The sequence below is a fragment of the Kitasatospora sp. NPDC086801 genome (assembly GCF_044745805.1).
In the GTDB taxonomy this organism is placed as follows: Bacteria; Actinomycetota; Actinomycetes; order Streptomycetales; family Streptomycetaceae; genus Kitasatospora.
Window position 1 is genome coordinate 15893 of sequence record NZ_JBIVAX010000054.1, and the last position, 19114, is coordinate 35006.

Sequence of the window (19114 nt, forward strand, 5' to 3'; positions counted from 1 at the left end):
CGTCGCGGACCGATCCCCCGACCGAACCGCCGACCGAACGCCCGACCGGGCCCTGAGCGCAGGCCGGTCCGGGCGGCCTCCTACGATCGTGTCGCAGTTCTTCGACGGACGCCGCTGCCCGCTCGGCCGTGCGCCCGCCGTCCGACACCCGGCACGACACACGACGACTCCACCGCACGGCGAGGGAGTCGTGCACCGAGGAGGAACGTCCATGCGAGCCCGGAAGATCGGCGCGGCCGCCGCGACAGCGGTGGCGCTCCTGGCTGCCCGCGACCTCGTCCAGAAGAGGCACGCACTGCTCCGGAACTTCCCGGTGGTCGGGCACGCCCGGTACCTGCTGGAGACGATCGGGCCGGAGCTGCGGCAGTACATCGTGACCTCCAACGAGGAGGAGCGCCCGTTCAGCCGTGACCAGCGCACGTGGATCTACGCGTCGGCGAAGGAGGAGAACAACTACTCCGGGTTCGGCACCGAAGTCGACGTCGAGCACGTCCAGGGGCACGCCTACCTGAAGCAGCGCACGTTCGCCGGCCCGCTGCCCGACCTGCACGACCCGCAGGCCCCGCTGCCCTCGGCCAAGGTGTTGGGCGGGCCGCGCGGACGCGCCAAGGCGTTCCGGCCGGCGAGCGTGGTGAACGTCTCGGCGATGAGCTTCGGATCGCTCTCCGGCGCTGCCATCACGGCGCTCAACAAGGGGGCGGCGCTGGCGGGCGCGATGCACAACACGGGCGAGGGCGGCCTCTCGCCGCACCACCGCAACGGCGGTGACCTCGTCCTCCAACTCGGGACGGCGTACTTCGGCTGCCGCAACGAGGACGGCAGCTTCAACCTCGACAAGCTGAAGGACGTCGTCGCCGGCGCCCCGGTCAAGGCGATAGAGATCAAGCTCTCCCAGGGCGCCAAGCCCGGGCTGGGCGGGATGCTGCCGGGCGCGAAGGTGACCCCGGAGATCGCCGGCATCCGTGGCATCCCGGTCGGCGAGGACTGCGCCTCCCCGTCGCGGCACAGCGCGTTCGTCGACGTCGACTCGATGCTGGACTTCGTCGAACTGCTCGCCACCGAGACCGGCGTGCCGGTCGGGATCAAGAGCGCGGTGGGGGACCTGGGCTTCTGGCAGGAGCTGGCCGCCCTGATGGCGCGCGGCGACCGCGGGGTCGACTTCGTGACGGTCGACGGCGGCGAGGGCGGCACCGGGGCGGCGCCGCGGATGTTCGCCGACTCGGTGTCACTGCCGTTCCGGATGGGCTTCTCCCGGGTCTACGGCACCTTCGCCGAACTGGGACTGACCGACGACCTGACGTTCATCGGCTCCGGCAAGCTCGGCCTGCCCGAGAACGCCGCAGTCGCCTTCGCCCTGGGCGCCGACATGATCAACGTCGCCCGTGAGGCGATGCTGTCGATCGGCTGCATCCAGGCGCAGAAGTGCCACACCGACAAGTGCCCCACCGGCATCGCCACCCAGAACCCGTGGCTGGCCCGCGGCGTCGACCCGGCCTCCAAGGCCGACCGGGCCGCCTCCTACCTGCGGACCCTGCGCAAGGAGCTGCTGAAGGTCTCGGCGGCCGTCGGCGTGGCCCACCCGGGACTCATCACCGCCGACGACGTCGAGATCCTCAACGGCGACTACGAGGCCCGCACCCTGGCCGGCGTCTACGGCTACAAGGACGGCTGGGGCGAGCTCGGCCCGCACCTCGCCGACGGGATCACGGCACTGCTCGCCACCGGCCCGACACCCCTCCCGGAGCCGACGGTCTGACGCGCCGAGGCGGACGGGGGACCCGCGCCGGAGCGGCGGCCGGTCGAGCCCCGGGGCCGGCCGCCGCCCGGCACGACGGATTCCCGCCAGGCTGCGGAGTGCCCGGTGCTGGACGGTAGCGGTCCGTGGATATGACATGTACGCTGCGTGTCGCTGGTAGAACACAGGCGGGCCTGGCCGCCACTCCGTGGGGGGAGTCACGTCCAGGCCCGGTCGCCGGCCAAGGGCCCGGTTGCGCTTCGTGGGGGAGCTTCAGCCGGGCCCGTCGGTGGGCTATCGAAGGTATGCCCGGTCGGTCGGTGTTTCAGTCATGACAAACGGTCAGTGCTTGCCCCGGCGGAGTCCGAAGCCGTCGAAGTCCCCGGGCACGGCGGGCGGGGCGGGCCGGCGGCACACGCGGATCCGGAGGCCGTCCCGCTCCCGGCGCGGGCGGGGGCCTCACAGCTCGCGGATCTCACGCCTGGTCAGTGCGTACCCGAACGCCACGATCAGGCACAGCCCGGTCGTGGCGAACACCCCCCGGCTCCCGAAGGCGTCCACCGCTGCGCCGGCCGCGATCACCGAGAGCGGGAAGACGGCCAGCGCACAGAAGGTGATGGCCGCCATGACCCGGGCCAGCAGTGCGGGCGGGGTGCTCTTCTGCACGCCGGTGACGATCAGGACGTTGGTCACCGTGCTGGCGCCGCCGGCCACGAAGAGCAGCAGCACGGCGCCGACGAGGCCGGTGAACGGCACCAGACCGATCGCCGCGCCCATCACCAGGCCGCAGCGCATCGCCGTGCGGCCCCGCGAGCGCAGCTCGGTGAGGCCGGACGCGAACAGGCCGCCGACCAGCGCACCGCCGGTGAACGCGGCCAGCAGCACGCCCAGTCCGACGGCGCCGGCGGCGAAGCCGTGGGTGGCCAGGGTCGGCAGGGCGACCCTGGTGGCGCCGCCCACCGTCAGGTTCGCGATCACCGTCACCGTCAGCACCGCGCGCAGCAAGGGCGACTCCCGCAGCAGGCCACGGAAGTTCCTCGGCACGGAGGCACGTTCGGAGATCGGGCCCGCCGGTGCGACGGCGCTGCCGCGACCGATCAGCAGCAGCGTCACCGCCGACACGGCGAAGGTCGCCGCGTCCAGGCCCAGTGCGGCGGCCGGGTTCAGCCAGGCGACCAGCGGGCCGGCCAGCGCTGGGCCGAGCAGGCCGGCGCCGAAGTTGACCGTACTGTTCAGTGCGTTGCCCGCGTGCAGGTCCTCGGCGGGCAGCAGGGTCGGGGTGATCGCCCAGGCGGCCGGCAGGAACACCCCTGCTCCGAGGCCGACCAGCAGCGCGAGCCCGCCGATCAGCCAGAAGTCCGCCGTCCCGCCGGCGGCGACCGCGCACAGCCCGGCGGTGGCGAGCAGTCGGCCGAGGTCGGCGGTCATCATCACCCGCCAGGCGCCGAACCGGTCGGCGAGCATCCCGCCGAGCGGGGTGGCGGCCAGCCGTCCCGCGCCGTAGGCGGCGACCACCAGGCTCAGCTGGCGGGCGCCTCCGGCGAGGGAGTAGACCAGCAGCGGCAGGGCGACCACCTGGAACGCGTTGCCGAACTCCGAGGTGGCCTGCCCGATCACCAGCAGCCGGTAGCCGCGCGAGCGCAGGGGCGCGACGCCGATCCGGGGGCGGAACCGCGCCGGCCTCGCGGTGCCGTCCGTTCCCGCGCGGCTAGCCATCGAGCGACACCGGCAGCGACTCCAGGCCGCGCAGCATGATGGTGTTGCGCCAGGGCAGGGCCTCCTCCGCTGCGGCCAGTTCGATCCGCGCGAAGCGCTCCAGCAGGCCGGTCAGTGCGACCTCGCTCTCCAGCTTGCCGAGGAAGGAGCCGAGGCACCGGTGCAGGCCCTGTCCGAAGGCGAGGTGGCCCGGATCGCCCCGGTCCAGGATCAGCCGGTCGGGATCGGTGAAGCGGGCCGGGTCGCGGTTGGCCGCGCCGAGCGAGAGCAGCACCAGCTCGTCCGCCGGGAGCTCCACGTCGTCGACCATCACGTCGGCGTTCGTGAACCGCAGCGTCGCCATGCTCACCGGGGACTCGTAGCGCAGGAACTCGTCGATCGCGACCGGCATCGCCGCCGGGTTGGCGCGCAACCAGGCGAGCTGGTCGGGGTGGTGGAGCAGCGCCAGGGTGGCGGTGCCGAGCAGGTTGACGGTGGTCTCGTGGCCGCCGATCAGCAGCAGGAAGACCATCGAGAACACTTCCTGCTCGGTGAGTTCACCGGCGTCGCAGGCCTGCACCAGGTCGGTCAGGATGTCCGTGCTCGGCGCCGCCCGCCGGGCCGTCATCAACTCCCCCAGGTAGTCGTTCAGTTCGGCGGTGGCCTGATCGAAGGTCATGTCGCCGCCCTGGGTGAGGATCGCCGTCGACCACGTGCGGAAGGCCTGCATGTCCTCCGGGGGGAAGCCCAGCAGCTCACAGATGACCATGATCGGCAGCGGGAAGGCGAAGTCCGTCACCAGGTCGGCGGTCTCCCGCCCGCGCAGCCCGTCCAGCAGGCCGCCGGCGATGCGCTCGACCAGCGGTCGCATCAGATCGACCCGTTTGCGCGTGAAGACGCCCTGGATCAGGCGGCGCAGCCGGGTGTGGTCCGGCGGGTCGCTGTTGAGCATGTGGACGACCTCCGAACCGAGCGTCAGGCCGCTGCCCCGCCCGTCCGCGATGGCCTGGCTGCGGCGGACGTCCTGCCCGAAGCGCGGGTCCATCAGCGCGGCCCGGACGTCCTGGTAGCGCGTCACCAGGTAGACCGGCAGGCCCTCGCCGAACTCCACGACGGAGACCGCGCCGGCCTCGCGGATCCGGGCGAGCGTGGGGTGGGGATCGCGGATGAAGGCGGACATCCGCGCGGCGGCGTCGTCGACCGCGGTGGTCATGGCTCTCTCCTCGGGCTCGAAACTCTCGCGGTTGCGCGGCTACACCGTCAGCGACGGGAAGGGCCAGCGACGTACCCGCATGGGCAGGAACCATGCGCGGCCGGCCTGCTCGGCGATCAGACCGGCCGCGGCGAAGTCCCGGCGGACGGCGTCCGGCAGCAGGCCGACCTCGACGCCCTCGGCCAGCGCTTCCACCTGTGCCAGGTGGCCCGGCTCGTCGATGGTGAACAGCTCCAGCGTCCCGAACCGGCGGTCGCGCACCTCGACGAAGCCGGGGCCGCGCCGGAAGACGCACTTGCTCGGGTAGTACGTGGCGCGCCAGTCGGCGACGACGTCCGGTGGGCCGCCGGTCAACTGCTCGGGCGGGTACAGGTGGTGGAACCGGCGCTGCGCTGCGCAGCCGTCCGTGCAGACCGCCTGCCAGCGCACGGCCAGCCCCTGCCCGGTCGCCTCGCGCAGCAGCATCAGTGCCCGCGCGGAGGCGGCCGGCGCGTCCGCGCAGAGCCGCACCGGCTCGGTCAGCCGCAGGCAGCGGACCCCGGCGCGGTGCAGTTCGGTGATCTCCGCCTGCGCCGGGCCGGGCAGGGTGCGGCGACCGAGCGCGAAGCCCGGCAGCTCCCTGGCGGCGGGGTCGTAGTCGAGCCAGAGCTCGACCTCCGGGCCGGCCGCGCGCCAGGCGGCGGCGGCGGTCCGTTCAGCCGATCGGGACGGCATCGAGCACCTCCCCGGTGCGAGGACGGACGGCGGCCGGGCCGTGCCGGTGCCGCATCCGCATCAGCACCTGGTTGTCGGACTCGACGGCGACCTGGAGGAAGCTGTCCCCGTCGTGGAACAGCAGGCCCAGCGAGGTGAAACGCTCCAGCACCGGCTCGACCGCCGCCGCGCCGCCGGGGACCTTGGCGGCCAGCGCGGCGGTCGAGCGGGGCTGGGCCAGCAGCCGGAAGACGGCGAGCTCCACCGGATCGGCCAGCTCGACCGCCCGCCAGTCGTACCCGGGACGGGTGTTGACGAGCACGATCCGCCCGCCCGCGTCGTGGTAGCTGAGCCGGCTGTCGGGGAACTGTGCGAGCCAGGTGTCCACCGCCGCGCTCAGCCGCTCCGCGAGTGCGTCGCCGATCCCGCGCGGCGGCGCGGCGAACACGTAGGCCAGTTCGGCCAGTTCGCTCTCCGGAAGGCGGTAGGTCGCGCGGTACTGGAAGGCCGGCCGGGTGATCGCGAAGCCCAGCTCGGGGCGGTCGAAGTACGGGCTGAACCGCTCGATCGCGATCCGTCCCGCGCCGGTCGGCGGGTCCAGGTGGTGCAGCACGGGCAGTTGGCGGATCACCGACTCGTAGTCGGCCGGCTGCTCCCCCGGGAAGCCGTAGAGGTAGTTCCACGTCACCGAGACCCCGGCGCTCTGCGCGTCCCGCAGCGCACGGACGTTCTGGCAGCCCGTCACCCCCTTGTCCATGATCCGCAGGACCCGGGTGCTCAGGCTCTCGATACCGGGCTGCACCTGGGCCGCGCCCGAGTCGCCGAGGAGCTGGAACTGGTGGCGGCGCAGGTTGGCCTTGATCTCGAAGTGCAGCCGCAGATCGACCGGGAGCTCGGCCAGCGACTTCAGGACGGTGTCGAAGTAGCCCATGTCCAGGATGTTGTCGACCACGTAGACGTCCAACAGCTGGTGGCGTTCGGCGAGCGCGAGCAGCTCGGCGAGGAAGTCCGCCGGCGGCTTGGAACGGAACTCCATCGAGGACCCGTTGAGCCCGCAGAAGGTGCAGTGGTGCTTCTCGCCCCACCAGCAGCCCCGGGAACCTTCGAGGACCAGCTTGGGATCGACCCAGCCGGCCGCGACGGAGGCGTCGAGCCGCTCGAAGAAGCCGTCGTAGCGGGGCGCCAGGATCGCGGCGGGCGGCAGCGGACGTCTCGTCATCTCGTTGGCCGTCGACTTCCCCGAGTCGTCCCGCCAGCACAGCCCGGGGACCGCGGAGAGGTCGCCGCCCTCCAGGAGTGCCGGGAAGGCGGCATCGCCCTCGCCGCGCACCACGTAGTCCAGGAACGGGAAGTTGCGGTGCAGCGCGGCACCCTGCGGACCGTCGCAGTTCGCACCGCCGAACACCGTGCGCACCTGCGGGCACCGCTGCTTGAGCAGCCGCGCGGCGGCGAGGCTCGCCGTGTTCTGCTGGAAGGTGGTGGTGAAGCCGACCAGGTCCGGTGGGTCGGCGGCGAGTTCCTCGACCAGTCGGGCGATGAACGCGGGGGCGAGCGCGCGGGTGGCCCGGGTCAGTGCGATCTCCTGCTCGCTCGCGCCGCTGGTGGCCAGGTACTCGAAGTAGCTCGCGAACTCGCCGTCGCCGTCGACGCCGTCGACGCCGTCCTCGATGCCGTCCTCGATGCCGGGGGCCGGGCCGTCGTCACCGTACAGCGCACCGGCGAACGCCCAGTCGCCCGCGCCCTGGAAGTAGGACTTCTCGGAGAAGTACTGGTAGTCGTCCGCGCCGAAACCCGCGATCCCGGCAGCCCAGTCCACGAAGTCCAGGTTGGCGTACCGCACGTCGACCTGGTGGCCGGCCCGTGCGGCGGCGGAGTGCAGGATCCCGAGCGCCAGCGACGGCACGTCGATCGCGCCCCAGGGCATGTGCAGCAGGACGATACGCATAGTGGCCACTTCTGTTGTTCGCAGGCGGTCGGTGAGGTGTCGCTCCGGGGCACCGCGGGCGCCCCGGAGCGACGAGGGATCACTTGCCCTTGGTCTCCAGCTTCGGCTTCGGCTGCCCCTTGAGGGCGGGCGCGACCGCTGTGGCCTTGGTCAGGTCGAGCGCGAAGGCCTGGACGATCACGGCGCCCCGGTCACGCTCCGGGGTGCTGATCGGGTCGTTCTGAATGCTGCGTCGCTTCATGGCTGTTCACCTCCTTCCATCGGATCGGCGGGTACCTCGGGGCGGTTGCCCCCAGGTGGCAGGGGGAACGGTGGCGGCCAGGCGTGCTCGGCGAACCGGACCATCGCGGCCAGCACCGATCGGTGGTCGGCGGTCCGGCGGCTGTAGTGGCCGCCGTCCACCCAGAGCAGCTCGTGCGGCACCGCCAGTCGGCGCAGGTCCGCGGCGTATCCGGCGACCTGGCCGGGCGGGCACCGCTCGTCGGTCCGCGAGGCGACCAGCAGGACGGGCGAGCGAACTCGGTGCACGTACGATCGCGGGTCGGCCGCGCGGTAGCGCTCGGGGACCTCGTCCGGGGTCCCGCCGAAGAGCTGCCGGTCGACCTCGCGCAGGGCGGGGGTGGTGGTGCGGTAGGTGGCGGGGTAGTCCGCGATCGGCTGAGCGGCCATGCCGAGCGACCACAGGTCCGGCTGCGCGCCCATCGCCAGCAGGGTCAGGTAGCCGCCCCACGAGAATCCGCACAGGCCGGTGCGCTCCGCGAGCGCCGTACCGTCGGCGACCAGCTCCGCGCGGACGGCGGCCAGGTCCTCGACCTGCGCCAGCCCGACCCGGTGGCCGTAGTCGTGCTGCCAGCGGGCGCCGTAGCCGGTGGAGCCGCGGTAGTTGGTGCGCACCACCGCGTAGCCGTGGCCCACCAGGGCGTTCACCCGCGGGTCGTAGGAGTCCCGGTCGTGGGTGGCGGGGCCGCCGTGGACCAGGAAGAGGGTCGGCCACGGGCCCTGGCCGGCCGGCGTGCTGACGAAGCTGTGGATCCGCCCGTACGGCCGGGGCGTCCAGCGCCGGCTGCGGGAGGTGTCGCCCCGGTCCGGATCGAGATGGTGCGCCGGCTCCGTGCCGGGGCGCAGGACCAGCGGGCGGGGCGGTGTCGACTCCCGGCTCCAGACGCAGTGCAGGGTGCCGTCCGGGGCGCAGGACAGGTCGTGGATCGTGCCGCCGGGTGTGCTGAGCTCGCGGGTAGGCGGAGCTTGTCCTGCCGGGCCCTGTCCTGCCGGGTCCTGTCCTGCCGGGTCCTGTTCTGCCGGGTCCTGTTCTGCCGGGCCTCGGCTCACCGGTCCTTGCTGCGTCACCCCCTGCTGCGCCGCCCGCTGTTGCGCCGCCCCCGGTCCCGTCGGCGGACCCAGGTCCGCGAGGAGGAGCCGGCTCCGCCCGGCCCGCTCGTGCTGGATCAGCACCCCGCGCGGCCCCTGGTACCAGCCGGCCGATATCTGCGAGTCGAACGACAGCCTGTGGTGTCTTCGCAGACCCGCGCTCGCCCGCCAGGTCGCGACGGTGTACCGCTCGTCCTCCTCGACCACCAGGAGCAGCTCCGGTTCGAGTCCCGCGAGCGGGTTGAACTCGATCGGCCAGAGCCGCCGTCGGCGGTCCCCGGCGAGCCGCAGCGGGCCGTCCGCCTGGACGTCCGTCGGCCACAGGACCACTGAGTCGTCCCCGTCGGGGCACCCGCCGAGGGCGAGCAGTCGACCGTCCGGCGACAGGTCGGCCAGGCTCAGGTACCCCGGCGCCGAACCGATCAGCCGCGCCCGGCCCGCGGGCGGTCCGACGTAGCAGTGCGAGGCGCCGTCGACGCCGACGGCCACCGCCGCGAGCGCTCCCGTCCGGTCGAAGGCAACGCCGTAGGCACGCCCGCGCGGCACGCCGTGCAGCGCCGCGCTGCCCGCTCCGCCCACGAACGGCTCGCGCCACCAGCGCCCCTCCTCGGCGCCGTCGGCGTCGAACCACCAGATGGCGTCGCCGTCCGGCTCGATCTCGCTCAGGTGGACGCCTCCCGGCCGGTCGGTGACCACCCGGCGCCGCCCGGTCTCCAGGTCCCAGGCCACCGCCTGCCAGCGCTCATCGACGAGCCGCGTCTCGACCGCGCGGTCGGCCGCCAGTGCGGCGAAACCGGGGGACTGGAACGTCTGCGTCACGGACCGGGCCCTTCCGGCTCGATGGTGGGAACAGGCTGCGCTGAACGTCCCGAGGCCGGCGAACCGATGTGAAGGTCCGGTGAACTGGCGTGAAGAAACGCTCACTTGTGGAGGATCGCGGCCACTCTAGGGGGGCCCCGCGGCCGCGAACAGACCTTTCGCACAGTTGGCCGAAAGACAGCTGAAATGAATACCGCCCGGCAGCGGCGTGGATGCGCCGAGAACGCGCGGCGGGAAGGCACAGAGGCGGCCGTCGGTCCCCGGTCGCACCGCGCGGGTGAAGCCGGTTCCCCACGCTGGACGCCGGCCCCCGGGTGATCGCCCACGACCGCCGCGGCTTCGGCCGGTCCTCCCCGCCGACCAGCAGCCGACCAGCAGGCGACCAGCAGCTGATCACGGCCCCGCCGGCCGACGGGGAGTCATCCTGCCGTGGCCGGTGACAGCGTGTGGCGTTCGAGGGTGCCGTAGACCGCCCGAGGACTCTCGGCCGGTTGTCAGTGCGCGGTTCTCCGCCCGGTGTCGGCGGCCCGGCCTGATCGAGGCGGCCGCTCCCTACGGTTGCGCCGAGGCCGTTTCGAGCCAGCGGGCGAACCGGTCGGCCTGGCCCGGCGGGTTGAGGCGGCGGATCCACTCCGTTTGGCGCGCGTGGTCCTCGTCGTCGGGGTCGGAGACGGCGAAGACCACGACGTGATCGGTGCCCGGGCCGAAGGTGCCGGCGGCGACGAGCGATTCGAGCGCCCCCACACACGCGTCGTACACGGTGTCCCGGAACCTCGTGAACTCCGCGCCGTCGTCGTCCGGCCCCGCCGCGTACAGTCGCCGGCAGATCGACGCGAACCGCTCGGCGGCGACGCCCTCCATCGCCCACTCCGCCGGAGTCCACTCGTAGTACGCCGCCTCGGCCGGGTCCTCCGCTCGCAGTCGAGCCAGGTGCGAGACGGTGTTGGCCGCGCAGCACACCGTCATCGCGCCGGCGTCGGAATACAACGCGAACCCGCAGTAGTCCGCAGCCGGACGGGCATCGAGCAGCCCGGCGAAGGCTGCCCGCGCCGCCCGCTCCACCTCTGCCCGAAGCCAGCCCTCACCGTCGGGCACGACGGCACCGGTCACCACAGTGCGATCCCATGGCCCCAGTATTCCCGGATCCACCCGGCCCAGGACACCCACGGAACCCGTACGCGGCCCGGCACGAGGCCCCGTTCACACATCGGCCCCGCCGTCGACGAGTTCACTGTGGTCACTTCTGGGGCGCATCCTGGTCCCGCAGGTCGGCGAGGCGCGGATCCTGAAGGATCTGCCGCATCTCCACGCGAGGGAGTTTCAGATGAACCGCCGCATGGATCTCGTCCTCGGCCCAGCAGAATGCCGCGCGGATCTCCGCCTCCCAGGCCACCGGATCCTGCTCCCGCTGCGCGGCGAGCTCCGCCACACGGGCGTCCTGGGCGGCGAGCGCTTCGTCGACGAGTTGCTCGCGCAGGCTCGGGCGCTCCCGCACGGTCTTCGCGGACCACCAGTAGGGCCGGTCCGCCTCGGGTCGCGCGTCCTCGTACACGGCAGCCAGCCCCAGCAGCTCGATCGGATTGTCCGCCCAGAAGGTGAACCCGTCCTTCTCGGCGAGCCAGGCGTCCGGTGCTTCCTCGTCCTCCTCGTCGGAGAGCTCCACCTTCAGGTGGTAGCCCTGACGGTGCAGGAGCTGAAGGCATGTCTCCCACACGTTGGCGTGACTTCCCAGTGAGGCCATGCGGTCACCCTAGTGCTCTGACCGCACACGCGTTCACCGGGCGAGGGCCGGTCGGAAGAGGCTGTCGCGCACCCGCAGCGGCCGATAGCCGGTGGGGCCGAAAGCCGGTGGGGCCGAGCCGAGCGAGCCCGCCTTCGATGTCGACCTCGATCACGCCGATCCAGGGAACCGGGGGGCTCTACCGGCGGACCGCCGAGATCAGTCCGCCGGGCCCCTCCTCGGGCTGCGGCGGGGTGCCGATCGGGCGGCCGTAGGCGGCGGCGCGCTCGCGCAGGGTGTGGCTTTCGGCCTCCCAGCCGTGCGCGGCCAGCCACCCCACCGGGTCGTCGGGCATCTCCGAGACCCACATGGACGCCGCCGATCCCGGCGCGGCGTCCGCGCCGAAGCGCTCGATCACGCCGCGCGAGCCCAAGGTCAGCCCCATCCGACTGCCTGCCGCCGACTGCCCGCCGATCCGGGCCAGCAGGAGCTCCACCGCGTCCTCGGGCAGATAGATCAGCAGTCCTTCGGCGATCCACGCGGTCGGCACGGCCGGGTCGTGCCCTGCGGCGGCCAGCGCGCCCGGCCAGTCCTCCCGCAGATCCACCGCGACGGTGGTCCGCTCGCAGCGTGCGACGGCCCGCTCCTGGCGCAGCACCGAAGCCTTGAAGTCCAGTGGCGCGGCGGTGTCGACCTCGAACAGCCGGGTGCCCTCGGGCCAGTCCATCCGGAAGGCCCGGCTGTCCATGCCGGCGCCGAGCAGCACGACCTGCCGGACCCCGGACGCGGAGGCCTGCTGCAACAGGTCGTCGAGGAACTTCGTCCGGATGACGATGGAGAACGACACGGCCAGCCGGCGGCGTCGCGCGGCCTCGTCATCGGGCAGCGGCGGCGAGGAGGGCCACAGGCCGCCGGCGGTGGCGAAGGCCTGTGCCAGTGGGTCGCGGAACAACGCGTTCTCCCGCTCGGTCTCCAGCGCCCGCACCCTGGCCACCCCCACCGCCGTGGCCCACACTCCCGACGGCTGCACCCGCTCCTGCTCATCAGTCATCGCGCCAGCCTAGACGGTCGATATCCCACGGCCTGATGAGGGGAGCCGGCTTCCACGGCCACTGCCCGAACCCATGGCGCACCGCCCTGGTGCACGGCCGGAGCGGAGGCGGTGCACCGTCGGCCAATTCCGTTGCCGGCGGCGGGCCTGACGTCCTGTCAGGTGTTCGAGCGGGCCGGACGCGCACCCCAGGCCCCGCCCGGTCACTCCCGGTCGCCGCCCGCACCAGGGCCGCGGCCAGCAGCTCCGTCTCCCGCCGCCGCCCGACCAGGGCCGGGCCCCGCCCGCCTTCCGCCACTCTCGCCCCGCCCCCCCCCCGGATCGGTCGACCGGCCTGCTCGCTCGCCCGGCTGCGCAAGGTTATCGCCCGTCGGATGAGCCCGGCACGGGCCCGGGCGAGGCCTCGGGGAGACGGGTTTCTCGCCCGGCGCTGGGTGACTGGGCGACTGGGCGACTGGGCGACAAATGTTGATTATTCAACTACAGTGGGCTTCGCAGCGCCCCACCGCCGATCACCCCGGCGCGGGACGACCACACCCGCAGGAGGAACCATGGACCAGTTCGTCAGCGACAACGCCGAGAAGTCGCGCTTCGAGATCCAGGACGGCGGAGAACTCGCCGGCTTCGCCGAGTACCACCGCTCCGGCGACGAGATCGCCTTCATCCACACCGAGATCGACCCGCGCTTCGAGGGCCGCGGCCTGGCCGGCCGGCTGGCACGCGCGGCACTGGACACGGCCCGCGAGCAGGCACTCTCCGTGCTGCCCTACTGCCCCTTCATCCGCGGCTGGATCACCAAGCACCCCGAGTACGCCGACCTGGTCCCCGCCTCCCACCGCGCCCGCTTCGGCCTCTGAGCCGCTGGTCCGGCGGGGCTCCTCCGCACCGTCCCGCCTCCGCCCCTGCCCCTGCCTCGGCCACGGCCCGGCCCGCGCTCGTCCGCGCGCACGACGGCAGGTGCCACAGCGAGGAAGCGGAGACGCCCCGGCCCCGGATCGCCGACGTCCCCGCCGATGTCCCCGCTGACCTCCCAGCCGAGGACGCGGCTTGCCGGACGTAGTGATGCCTCGCACACTCGTTGTTATGTCTACAACCAACTCAGGCAGTCGCTCCGAACCGCCGTCCCTGGGCAGGAGCGTGCTCCTGATCGGCGCGTCCCGGGGTCTGGGCCTCGCGCTGGCCCGGGAGTGGGCACGAGCCGGCTGGCAGGTCGTGGCCACCGTACGCGGCTCGGGCCGGACCGGTCTGCACGAGCTCGCCGACACCTACGCCGGACAGGTCGAGATCGAGACCGTCGACATCACCGAGCCCGAGCAGATCGCGGCGCTGAACGGCCGCCTGGCCCACCGGATGTTCGACCTGCTCTTCGTGAACGCCGGCGTCGCGGACCAGCCCGATGACACGGTGGCGCAGACCCCCACCGAGGAGTTCGTCCGGGTCATGGTCACCAACGCGCTGAGCCCGCTGCGCGTCATCGAGGCCCTCCAGGACCTCGTCGAACCCGCAGGCACGATCGCGGTGATGTCCTCGGGCCAGGGCAGCGTGGCCAACAACGAGAGCGGCGGCCACGAGGTGTACCGCGGCAGCAAGGCCGCGCTCAACACGTTCATGCGCAGTTACGCGGCGCGGCACAGCGGCGAACCCCGGCCCCTGGTCCTCATGGCCCCCGGCTGGGTGCGCACCGACCTGGGCGGCCCGGACGCCCTGCTCGGCATCGACGAGAGCATCCCGAACGTGGTCAGGACGCTCGACGCCCTCCGGAGCAGCCCGGGCCTGCACTACGTCGACTACCTCGGCCGAACGGTGCCGTGGTGAGCGCGGCACTCCGGAACACCGCGGCGCTCCGGAACTCCGCGGCGCTGACGGACCGCGAGCTCGACCCGACCGGCGAGCCCACGCCTGCCGCCCGCACCTGCCGCCCACGGCTGGCGACGGCCATGACCACGAGCCGGCCGGGCACGCACCGGACCTCCGCTCAGGAGGGTCAGGAGGGCAGGGACGCGAGCCAGTCGGTCAGGAGCCGGTTGACCTCGGCGGGGCGTTCCTGCTGGATCCAGTGTCCGCCGCCGTCGAGGACGTGGCAGGAGAGCAGGCCGGGCAGGGTGGCGGGGTAGGCCGCGATCGCGTCGGCCAGCCAGGTGGTGGAGGCGTCCAGGCTTCCGCCGATGAACAGGGAGGGCTGGGTGACGGGGGCACCGTCGAAGTCGGCGAGGTCCTCCCAGTCCCGGTCCATGTTCCGATAGCGGCCCAGCGCTCCGCTCATGCCGGTTCGCTCGAACTCTCCGGCGTAGACGTCGAGTTCCTCCGCGCCGAGCCAGGCGGGCCGCCGTCCGGTGGGGAACCGATCGCGAAGTGTCCCGCCGCGGCTGACGAAGTGCGGGTCGGGTGCGCCGGCTGCCGGCATGGTGTCGGCGGACAGCGCGGCGTAGAAGCCCGCGAGCCAGCCGCGCACGTCCGGTTCGATCTCGGTCTCGGCCCGGCCCGGTTCCTGGAAGTAGGAGACGTAGAACTCCTCGTCGCCGCCCAGCTGCGCAAAGGCCTCACCGGGCCTCGGCCCGCCCCGTGGGAGGTAGGGAACGCTCAGCAGCCCCACCGCGCGGAAGACGTCCGGCCGGATCAGGGCGGAGTTGGCGGCGATGGTCGAACCCCAGTCGTGGCCGACGATCACCGCGCACCGTTCACCCAGGGCGTGCACCACCGCGACGTTGTCCTCGACCAGGTCGAGCATCCGGTACGCGGTCACGTCCTCCGGCCTGGAGGAGCGCCCGTACCCGCGGACGTCGATGGCGACCGCGCGGTATCCGGCAGCGGCCAGGACCGGCAGCTGGTGACGCCAGGAGTACCAGGACTCCGGGAACCCGTGCAGCAGCAGGACCAGCGGCCCGGTGCCCTGCTCCACCAGGTGGATCCGGCCGGCGGGCGAGGGGACCAACCGGTGCATGGGGCCCGTGGTCCGCGACGGTGACATGTGGTCCTCCTGGGATCTCGATCCGGCGTACAAGTTCGGTTCGGCAAGCTGCTGTTCGGCGGCGCTATGCCGATGCGGTGCCGATTCAGGTGCCGACGCAGTGCCGATCATGCTGCGCGCGCACCGAGGAGGGCGAGGCCTGTTGCCATTTCAGCAAAGCGGCCCGCGCCCCGCCCGTGGCGATGCTCCGATCGGTCACCCCGATGGCCCGCACGGCTACGCCCTCGCGAGCAACGCGCTCAGCTGTCCGATCCAGGTGTTCCGTAGGCAATCCGCCCAGTGCCGGCCGGCTCAAGAGGCATGCCCTCCTGGGGACTTCCCGGCACCTCGGGGTCTACAGTCCGCCGCCACAGCCTCCCCCGCACCCGGCTCCACACCCGCCGCCCCCACACGCACCGCCCAGGCCGACACCGTCGTGGCCGCTCCCGGAGGCAGCGGTGGCGTGGCGGGCACGGGCGGCGGCGATCAGCACCTCGCGCACGGCCCGCACGCGTGCCTGTGACCCGGCGAGCGCCAGCCGAAGGTCGTGCTCCTGCGGGAGGACGTTCAGCCCGCCGAGCGCGACGCTTCCCCCTCTGTGCCGCCAGCGGGCCTGGGCACCGGCCTGCGCCAGCACCCGGTTGCCGAGCACCGTGGTGTGGCGGCGGGCGGGCCTGTTCCGACGGACGGGCAGCAGAGCGGCGCAGCACAGAGCCTCGAAGGCCAACGCCGTCGGCAGGCCGTTCCCGCCGGCCGCGACCAGCCAGCACACGGCGGCCACGCCAGCCGTCATCGCCAGACCCAGCGCCACCCGCAGCCGGGTGCGAGCCTTCACGGCGCGCCGGTACAGTCCCTCGTCCTGCAGCAGACCTCGGCCGGCGATCCGCTGCCGCAGGGCGGCGGCCGCCGAGCCCGTTTCCACCTCCGCCAGCACGTGCAGCAGATCACGGGTCTGGCCCCGCCCGACGGAGGCCACCACGGCGGCCTCGAAGTCGTTCTTCCGGCCCCGGCGAGTGGCGGTCACCTCACCCGAGCGGGAGGCGACGAGGTCGCCGCGTTCGTACATCAGCAGGAGCGCGGTCTCGCCCACGTGCCGGGCGAGGCAGGCCAGTTCGTACAGCCGCTCAACGTTCTCCGCTCCTTCCGCCTCCCGCTCCGCACGGTGCAGTTCCCGCAACGCCGCGCGGTAGCCGGGTCCGGCGGCCACGAGAAGGGCCACGCCGGGGCGCCGGGAGCGCCCTGCCCTCCCTCAACGGCCCCGAGCCGAGGGGTGCCGTTCCGCTCACTGGCCGGCAGGTCGGGGCAGCGTGTCGAGCCAGGAGCCGATCAGGCCCTGGACGGTCTCGGCGCACTCGACCTGCGGGTTGTGGCCGACGCCGTCGAGCACCGTCGCCGCCATCCGGGGGTAGTGGTCGAGCAGGGCGAGTTGGTCGCGCCAGCCCACCAGGGCGTCCTGCCGGGTGGTGACCAGCAGGTGCCGGCCCTGGTGCTCCGGCGCGCGGTGTTCGGGCCAGTGCGGCAGCAGGAAGTCGGCTTCGAGTTCGGCGGCGGCCGCCGGGTCGTGCGCGCGCCATCCCGGCCGGACGTACTGTTCGAAGAGCTTCCAGTTGCGCGTGGTGTGGCGGGCCATGACGAGGCCGAAGAGTTCGCGGTCGGCGGGCGGGAGCCGGTCGAGGAGCTCGTCGTCGCGCTCGGCCACGGTCACGGCGGGCAGGGTCCGGTCGGGGCCCCAGTGCACGACCGGTACGAGCAGCGCCGAGCCCAGGACCTGCGTCCCGAACCTCGCCGTCACCGACCGGGCCAGCTGTCCGCCGAACGACTGCCCGACCACGGCGAAGGGCTGCTCACCCAGTTCGGCGTGGATCCAGTCGAAGACGGCGTCGGCCAGGGTGGCCGCCGAGGTCGTCCCCGGCAGCCGGGGGCTGGTGCCGTGGCCGGGGAGGTCGAGGTAGAACCGCCGCCACCCGGGGCGGTCGGCGAAGGCGGGTTCGAGGGGGAGCAGGACCCGGTGGTCGACGGTGTAGCCGTGGATCATGACGAGCGGTGTGCCGTCGCCGAATTCGAGGTGCCGGATGGCGGAGTCGGTCATGACGGAAGGGTCCAACCATCACACCAATGGCAAGGTCAAGCCGAGAAGCCGCCCGCAGCGCATCTCGACGCCGACGCACACCTCAGGCACGGCTCTTGACCTCGGCGAGGTACTCCCGGATGGCATCGCGGTTGCGGGTCAGGCACTGGATCCGACGGGTCATCCGCTCCGTCTCGGACTCCAGGGTGCCGATCATCTCCGGTGTGGCGTCGGCGAAGTGGATCGTCCGCGGGCTGTCCAGGCAGGGCAGGATCTGCTTGATGATCCGCGTGGGCAGTCCGGCGTCCAGGAGCCCGCGGATCTGCAGGACCCGGTCGACGAGGTAGTCGTCGTAGGCGCGGTAGCCGTTCGCCTCCCGGTATGCGGTGATCAGGCCCTGCTGCTCGTAGTAGCGCAGCAGACGCGGAGGAGTGTCCGTCAGCTGGGCTAGTTCGCCGATACGCATGTGACCACCCTCACGCCCGGCCGGTGCCGTTCCGGACTGGACCTTGACATGGATGTCAAGGATAGACGATCTGGCCCATGCCCGAACTCCACTCCCCCAGCCCCACGAACCCGCCCGCCACCCGGCTGCCCCGGCCCTCGGACCCACCCGCCGCCCGGCTTCCCTGGCCCAGCCTGCTGGCCCTGAGCACCGCCGGATTCGTCACCATCATGACCGAGGCCCTGCCCGCCGGCGTGCTGCCCGCCATGAGTACGGACCTCGGCGTCAGCCAGTCCGGCGCCGGGCAGTCCGTCACGCTCTACGCGGCCGGTTCCATCGCGGCCGCCATACCGCTGACCGCCGCAACCGCCGACTGGCCGCGCAAGCGCCTGCTGCTGACAGCCGTCGGCGGCTTCGCCGCGGCCAACGCCGTCACCGCGATCTCGACGAACTACCCCCTCACCATGGCGGCGCGCTTCGCCGCGGGCCTGGTCGCAGGCCTGCTCTGGGCCCTGCTGGCCGGGTACGCCCGCAGCATCGTCGCGCCGGAGCAGCGCGGCAGGGCGATGGCCGTCGCCATGGGCGGCTCGACGGTCGCCCTGTCGGTGGGCGTGCCCGCCGGCACCCTGGTCGCCGCGCTGGTGGGCTGGCGCACCACCTTCGGACTGATGAGCGCCGTCGCCGTGGCACTCACCGCCTGGATGCTCGCCGCTCTCCCGGCCGTCCCGGGGCGGCCCGGCCACGCCCGCACCCCCGTCCGGCGGGTGCTGCGGATCCCGGGGGTGGCGGCCGTCCTCACCGTCACGGCGGCGTTCGTCCTCGCCCACAACCTGCTCTACACGTACATCGCCGCGCTGCTCGCACCCCTGGCGCTCGGCGGCCGAACCGACACCGTCCTGCTCGTCCTCGGTCTGTCCTCCCTGGTGAGCATCCTCGGCACCGGGGCGCTGATCGACCGCCACCTGCGCACCCTGACGATCGCCGCCTGCGCCCTCCTCTCCGCCGCGGCCCTGTCCGTCGCCGCTGCCCTGCTCACCGGCGTCTCCTGGCCCGTCTACGGCAGCGCCGCGGTCTGGGGCCTCGCCTTCGGTGGCGCCGCCACCCTCCTCCAGACGGCGGTGGCCGACGCGGCCGGCCCGACCGGGGACATCGCCCAGTCCCTGCTCGTCACCTGCTGGAACCTCGGCATCGCCGGCGCCGCGCTGGCCGGCGGCCTCCTCCTCGACCGCGGCGGCCCGAACACGTTGCCCTGGTCCGCCCTGGCCCTGCTCGCCGCCGCCCTGAGCGTCACCGCCGCCTCCCACCGCCACGGATTCCCCCGCCCCACCGACCGCTCCACCGACCGCCCCACCGACCGCCCCACCGGCTGGGCGCGTTGACACCTACGTCCGTTTCCACCACGTCCGGCGACTCCT

The 19114-nt window shown here is 73.0% G+C and carries 17 protein-coding genes; 4 read left to right on the plus strand and 13 right to left on the minus strand.

Annotation, left to right across the window (positions count from 1 at the left end; genetic code table 11):
• Positions 1 to 211: 211 nt before the first annotated feature.
• The gene (locus ACIPLC_RS34405) at positions 212 to 1756 is read left to right on the plus strand and encodes an FMN-binding glutamate synthase family protein (protein ID WP_400476974.1); all 1545 of its coding nucleotides are present in this window, start codon (positions 212 to 214) and stop codon (positions 1754 to 1756) included.
• 438 nt (positions 1757 to 2194) lie between these two features.
• On the opposite strand, the gene ACIPLC_RS34410 is transcribed toward ACIPLC_RS34405, so the two are convergent.
• From ACIPLC_RS34410 to ACIPLC_RS34450, 9 genes are all read right to left on the minus strand, one after another.
• Complete coding sequence (locus ACIPLC_RS34410) at positions 2195 to 3451, minus strand: MFS transporter (RefSeq protein WP_400476975.1); 1257 nt, start codon at positions 3449 to 3451, stop codon at positions 2195 to 2197.
• Entirely contained in the window at positions 3444 to 4643 is a 1200-nt protein-coding gene (locus ACIPLC_RS34415) for a cytochrome P450 (protein WP_400476976.1), read from the minus strand. The genes ACIPLC_RS34410 and ACIPLC_RS34415 overlap by 8 nt, the downstream gene beginning before the upstream one ends.
• A gap of 39 nt (positions 4644 to 4682) precedes the next feature.
• Positions 4683 to 5357: a DUF5825 family protein gene (locus ACIPLC_RS34420; RefSeq protein WP_400476977.1), complete on the minus strand. Its 675-nt coding sequence runs from the start codon at positions 5355 to 5357 to the stop codon at positions 4683 to 4685.
• Positions 5338 to 7281, minus strand: a complete 1944-nt coding sequence (locus tag ACIPLC_RS34425) for a RiPP maturation radical SAM C-methyltransferase (protein WP_400476978.1) — start codon at positions 7279 to 7281, stop codon at positions 5338 to 5340. The genes ACIPLC_RS34420 and ACIPLC_RS34425 overlap by 20 nt, the downstream gene beginning before the upstream one ends.
• A 79-nt stretch (positions 7282 to 7360) precedes the next feature.
• Positions 7361 to 7522 (minus strand): hypothetical protein, encoded by a 162-nt coding sequence (locus tag ACIPLC_RS34430; protein WP_400476979.1) that lies wholly within the window; start codon positions 7520 to 7522, stop codon positions 7361 to 7363.
• Positions 7519 to 9468: a prolyl oligopeptidase family serine peptidase gene (locus ACIPLC_RS34435; protein WP_400476980.1), complete on the minus strand. Its 1950-nt coding sequence runs from the start codon at positions 9466 to 9468 to the stop codon at positions 7519 to 7521. The genes ACIPLC_RS34430 and ACIPLC_RS34435 overlap by 4 nt, the downstream gene beginning before the upstream one ends.
• Before the next feature lie 552 nt (positions 9469 to 10020).
• Entirely contained in the window at positions 10021 to 10578 is a 558-nt protein-coding gene (locus tag ACIPLC_RS34440) for a DUF4303 domain-containing protein (protein ID WP_400476981.1), read from the minus strand.
• Between the two features lie 127 nt (positions 10579 to 10705).
• Entirely contained in the window at positions 10706 to 11131 is a 426-nt protein-coding gene (locus ACIPLC_RS34445) for a hypothetical protein (protein WP_400476982.1), read from the minus strand.
• A 256-nt stretch (positions 11132 to 11387) separates the two neighbouring features.
• Positions 11388 to 12239 (minus strand): class I SAM-dependent methyltransferase, encoded by an 852-nt coding sequence (locus ACIPLC_RS34450; protein WP_400476983.1) that lies wholly within the window; start codon positions 12237 to 12239, stop codon positions 11388 to 11390.
• A 551-nt stretch (positions 12240 to 12790) separates the two neighbouring features.
• Here ACIPLC_RS34450 and ACIPLC_RS34455 point away from each other — a divergent pair.
• Positions 12791 to 13096, plus strand: a complete 306-nt coding sequence (locus tag ACIPLC_RS34455) for a GNAT family N-acetyltransferase (protein WP_400476984.1) — start codon at positions 12791 to 12793, stop codon at positions 13094 to 13096.
• A gap of 226 nt (positions 13097 to 13322) precedes the next feature.
• Positions 13323 to 14054, plus strand: coding sequence for an SDR family NAD(P)-dependent oxidoreductase (locus ACIPLC_RS34460; protein ID WP_400476985.1), 732 nt, complete (start codon positions 13323 to 13325; stop codon positions 14052 to 14054).
• Between the two features lie 169 nt (positions 14055 to 14223).
• Here the strand turns inward: ACIPLC_RS34460 and ACIPLC_RS34465 are convergent, their stop codons facing one another.
• From ACIPLC_RS34465 to ACIPLC_RS34480, 4 genes are all read right to left on the minus strand, one after another.
• Entirely contained in the window at positions 14224 to 15180 is a 957-nt protein-coding gene (locus ACIPLC_RS34465) for an alpha/beta fold hydrolase (RefSeq protein WP_400476986.1), read from the minus strand.
• 361 nt (positions 15181 to 15541) lie between these two features.
• The gene (locus tag ACIPLC_RS34470) at positions 15542 to 16405 is read right to left on the minus strand and encodes a TIGR04222 domain-containing membrane protein (RefSeq protein ID WP_400476987.1); all 864 of its coding nucleotides are present in this window, start codon (positions 16403 to 16405) and stop codon (positions 15542 to 15544) included.
• A 63-nt stretch (positions 16406 to 16468) separates the two neighbouring features.
• Positions 16469 to 17275 (minus strand): alpha/beta fold hydrolase, encoded by an 807-nt coding sequence (locus ACIPLC_RS34475; protein WP_400476988.1) that lies wholly within the window; start codon positions 17273 to 17275, stop codon positions 16469 to 16471.
• Positions 17276 to 17357: 82 nt separating this feature from the next.
• The gene (locus tag ACIPLC_RS34480; RefSeq protein WP_400476989.1) at positions 17358 to 17720 is read right to left on the minus strand and encodes a MerR family transcriptional regulator; all 363 of its coding nucleotides are present in this window, start codon (positions 17718 to 17720) and stop codon (positions 17358 to 17360) included.
• A 77-nt stretch (positions 17721 to 17797) separates the two neighbouring features.
• Here ACIPLC_RS34480 and ACIPLC_RS34485 point away from each other — a divergent pair, with 77 nt between their 5' ends.
• Complete coding sequence (locus ACIPLC_RS34485; RefSeq protein ID WP_400476990.1) at positions 17798 to 19078, plus strand: MFS transporter; 1281 nt, start codon at positions 17798 to 17800, stop codon at positions 19076 to 19078.
• Positions 19079 to 19114: the final 36 nt, after the last annotated feature.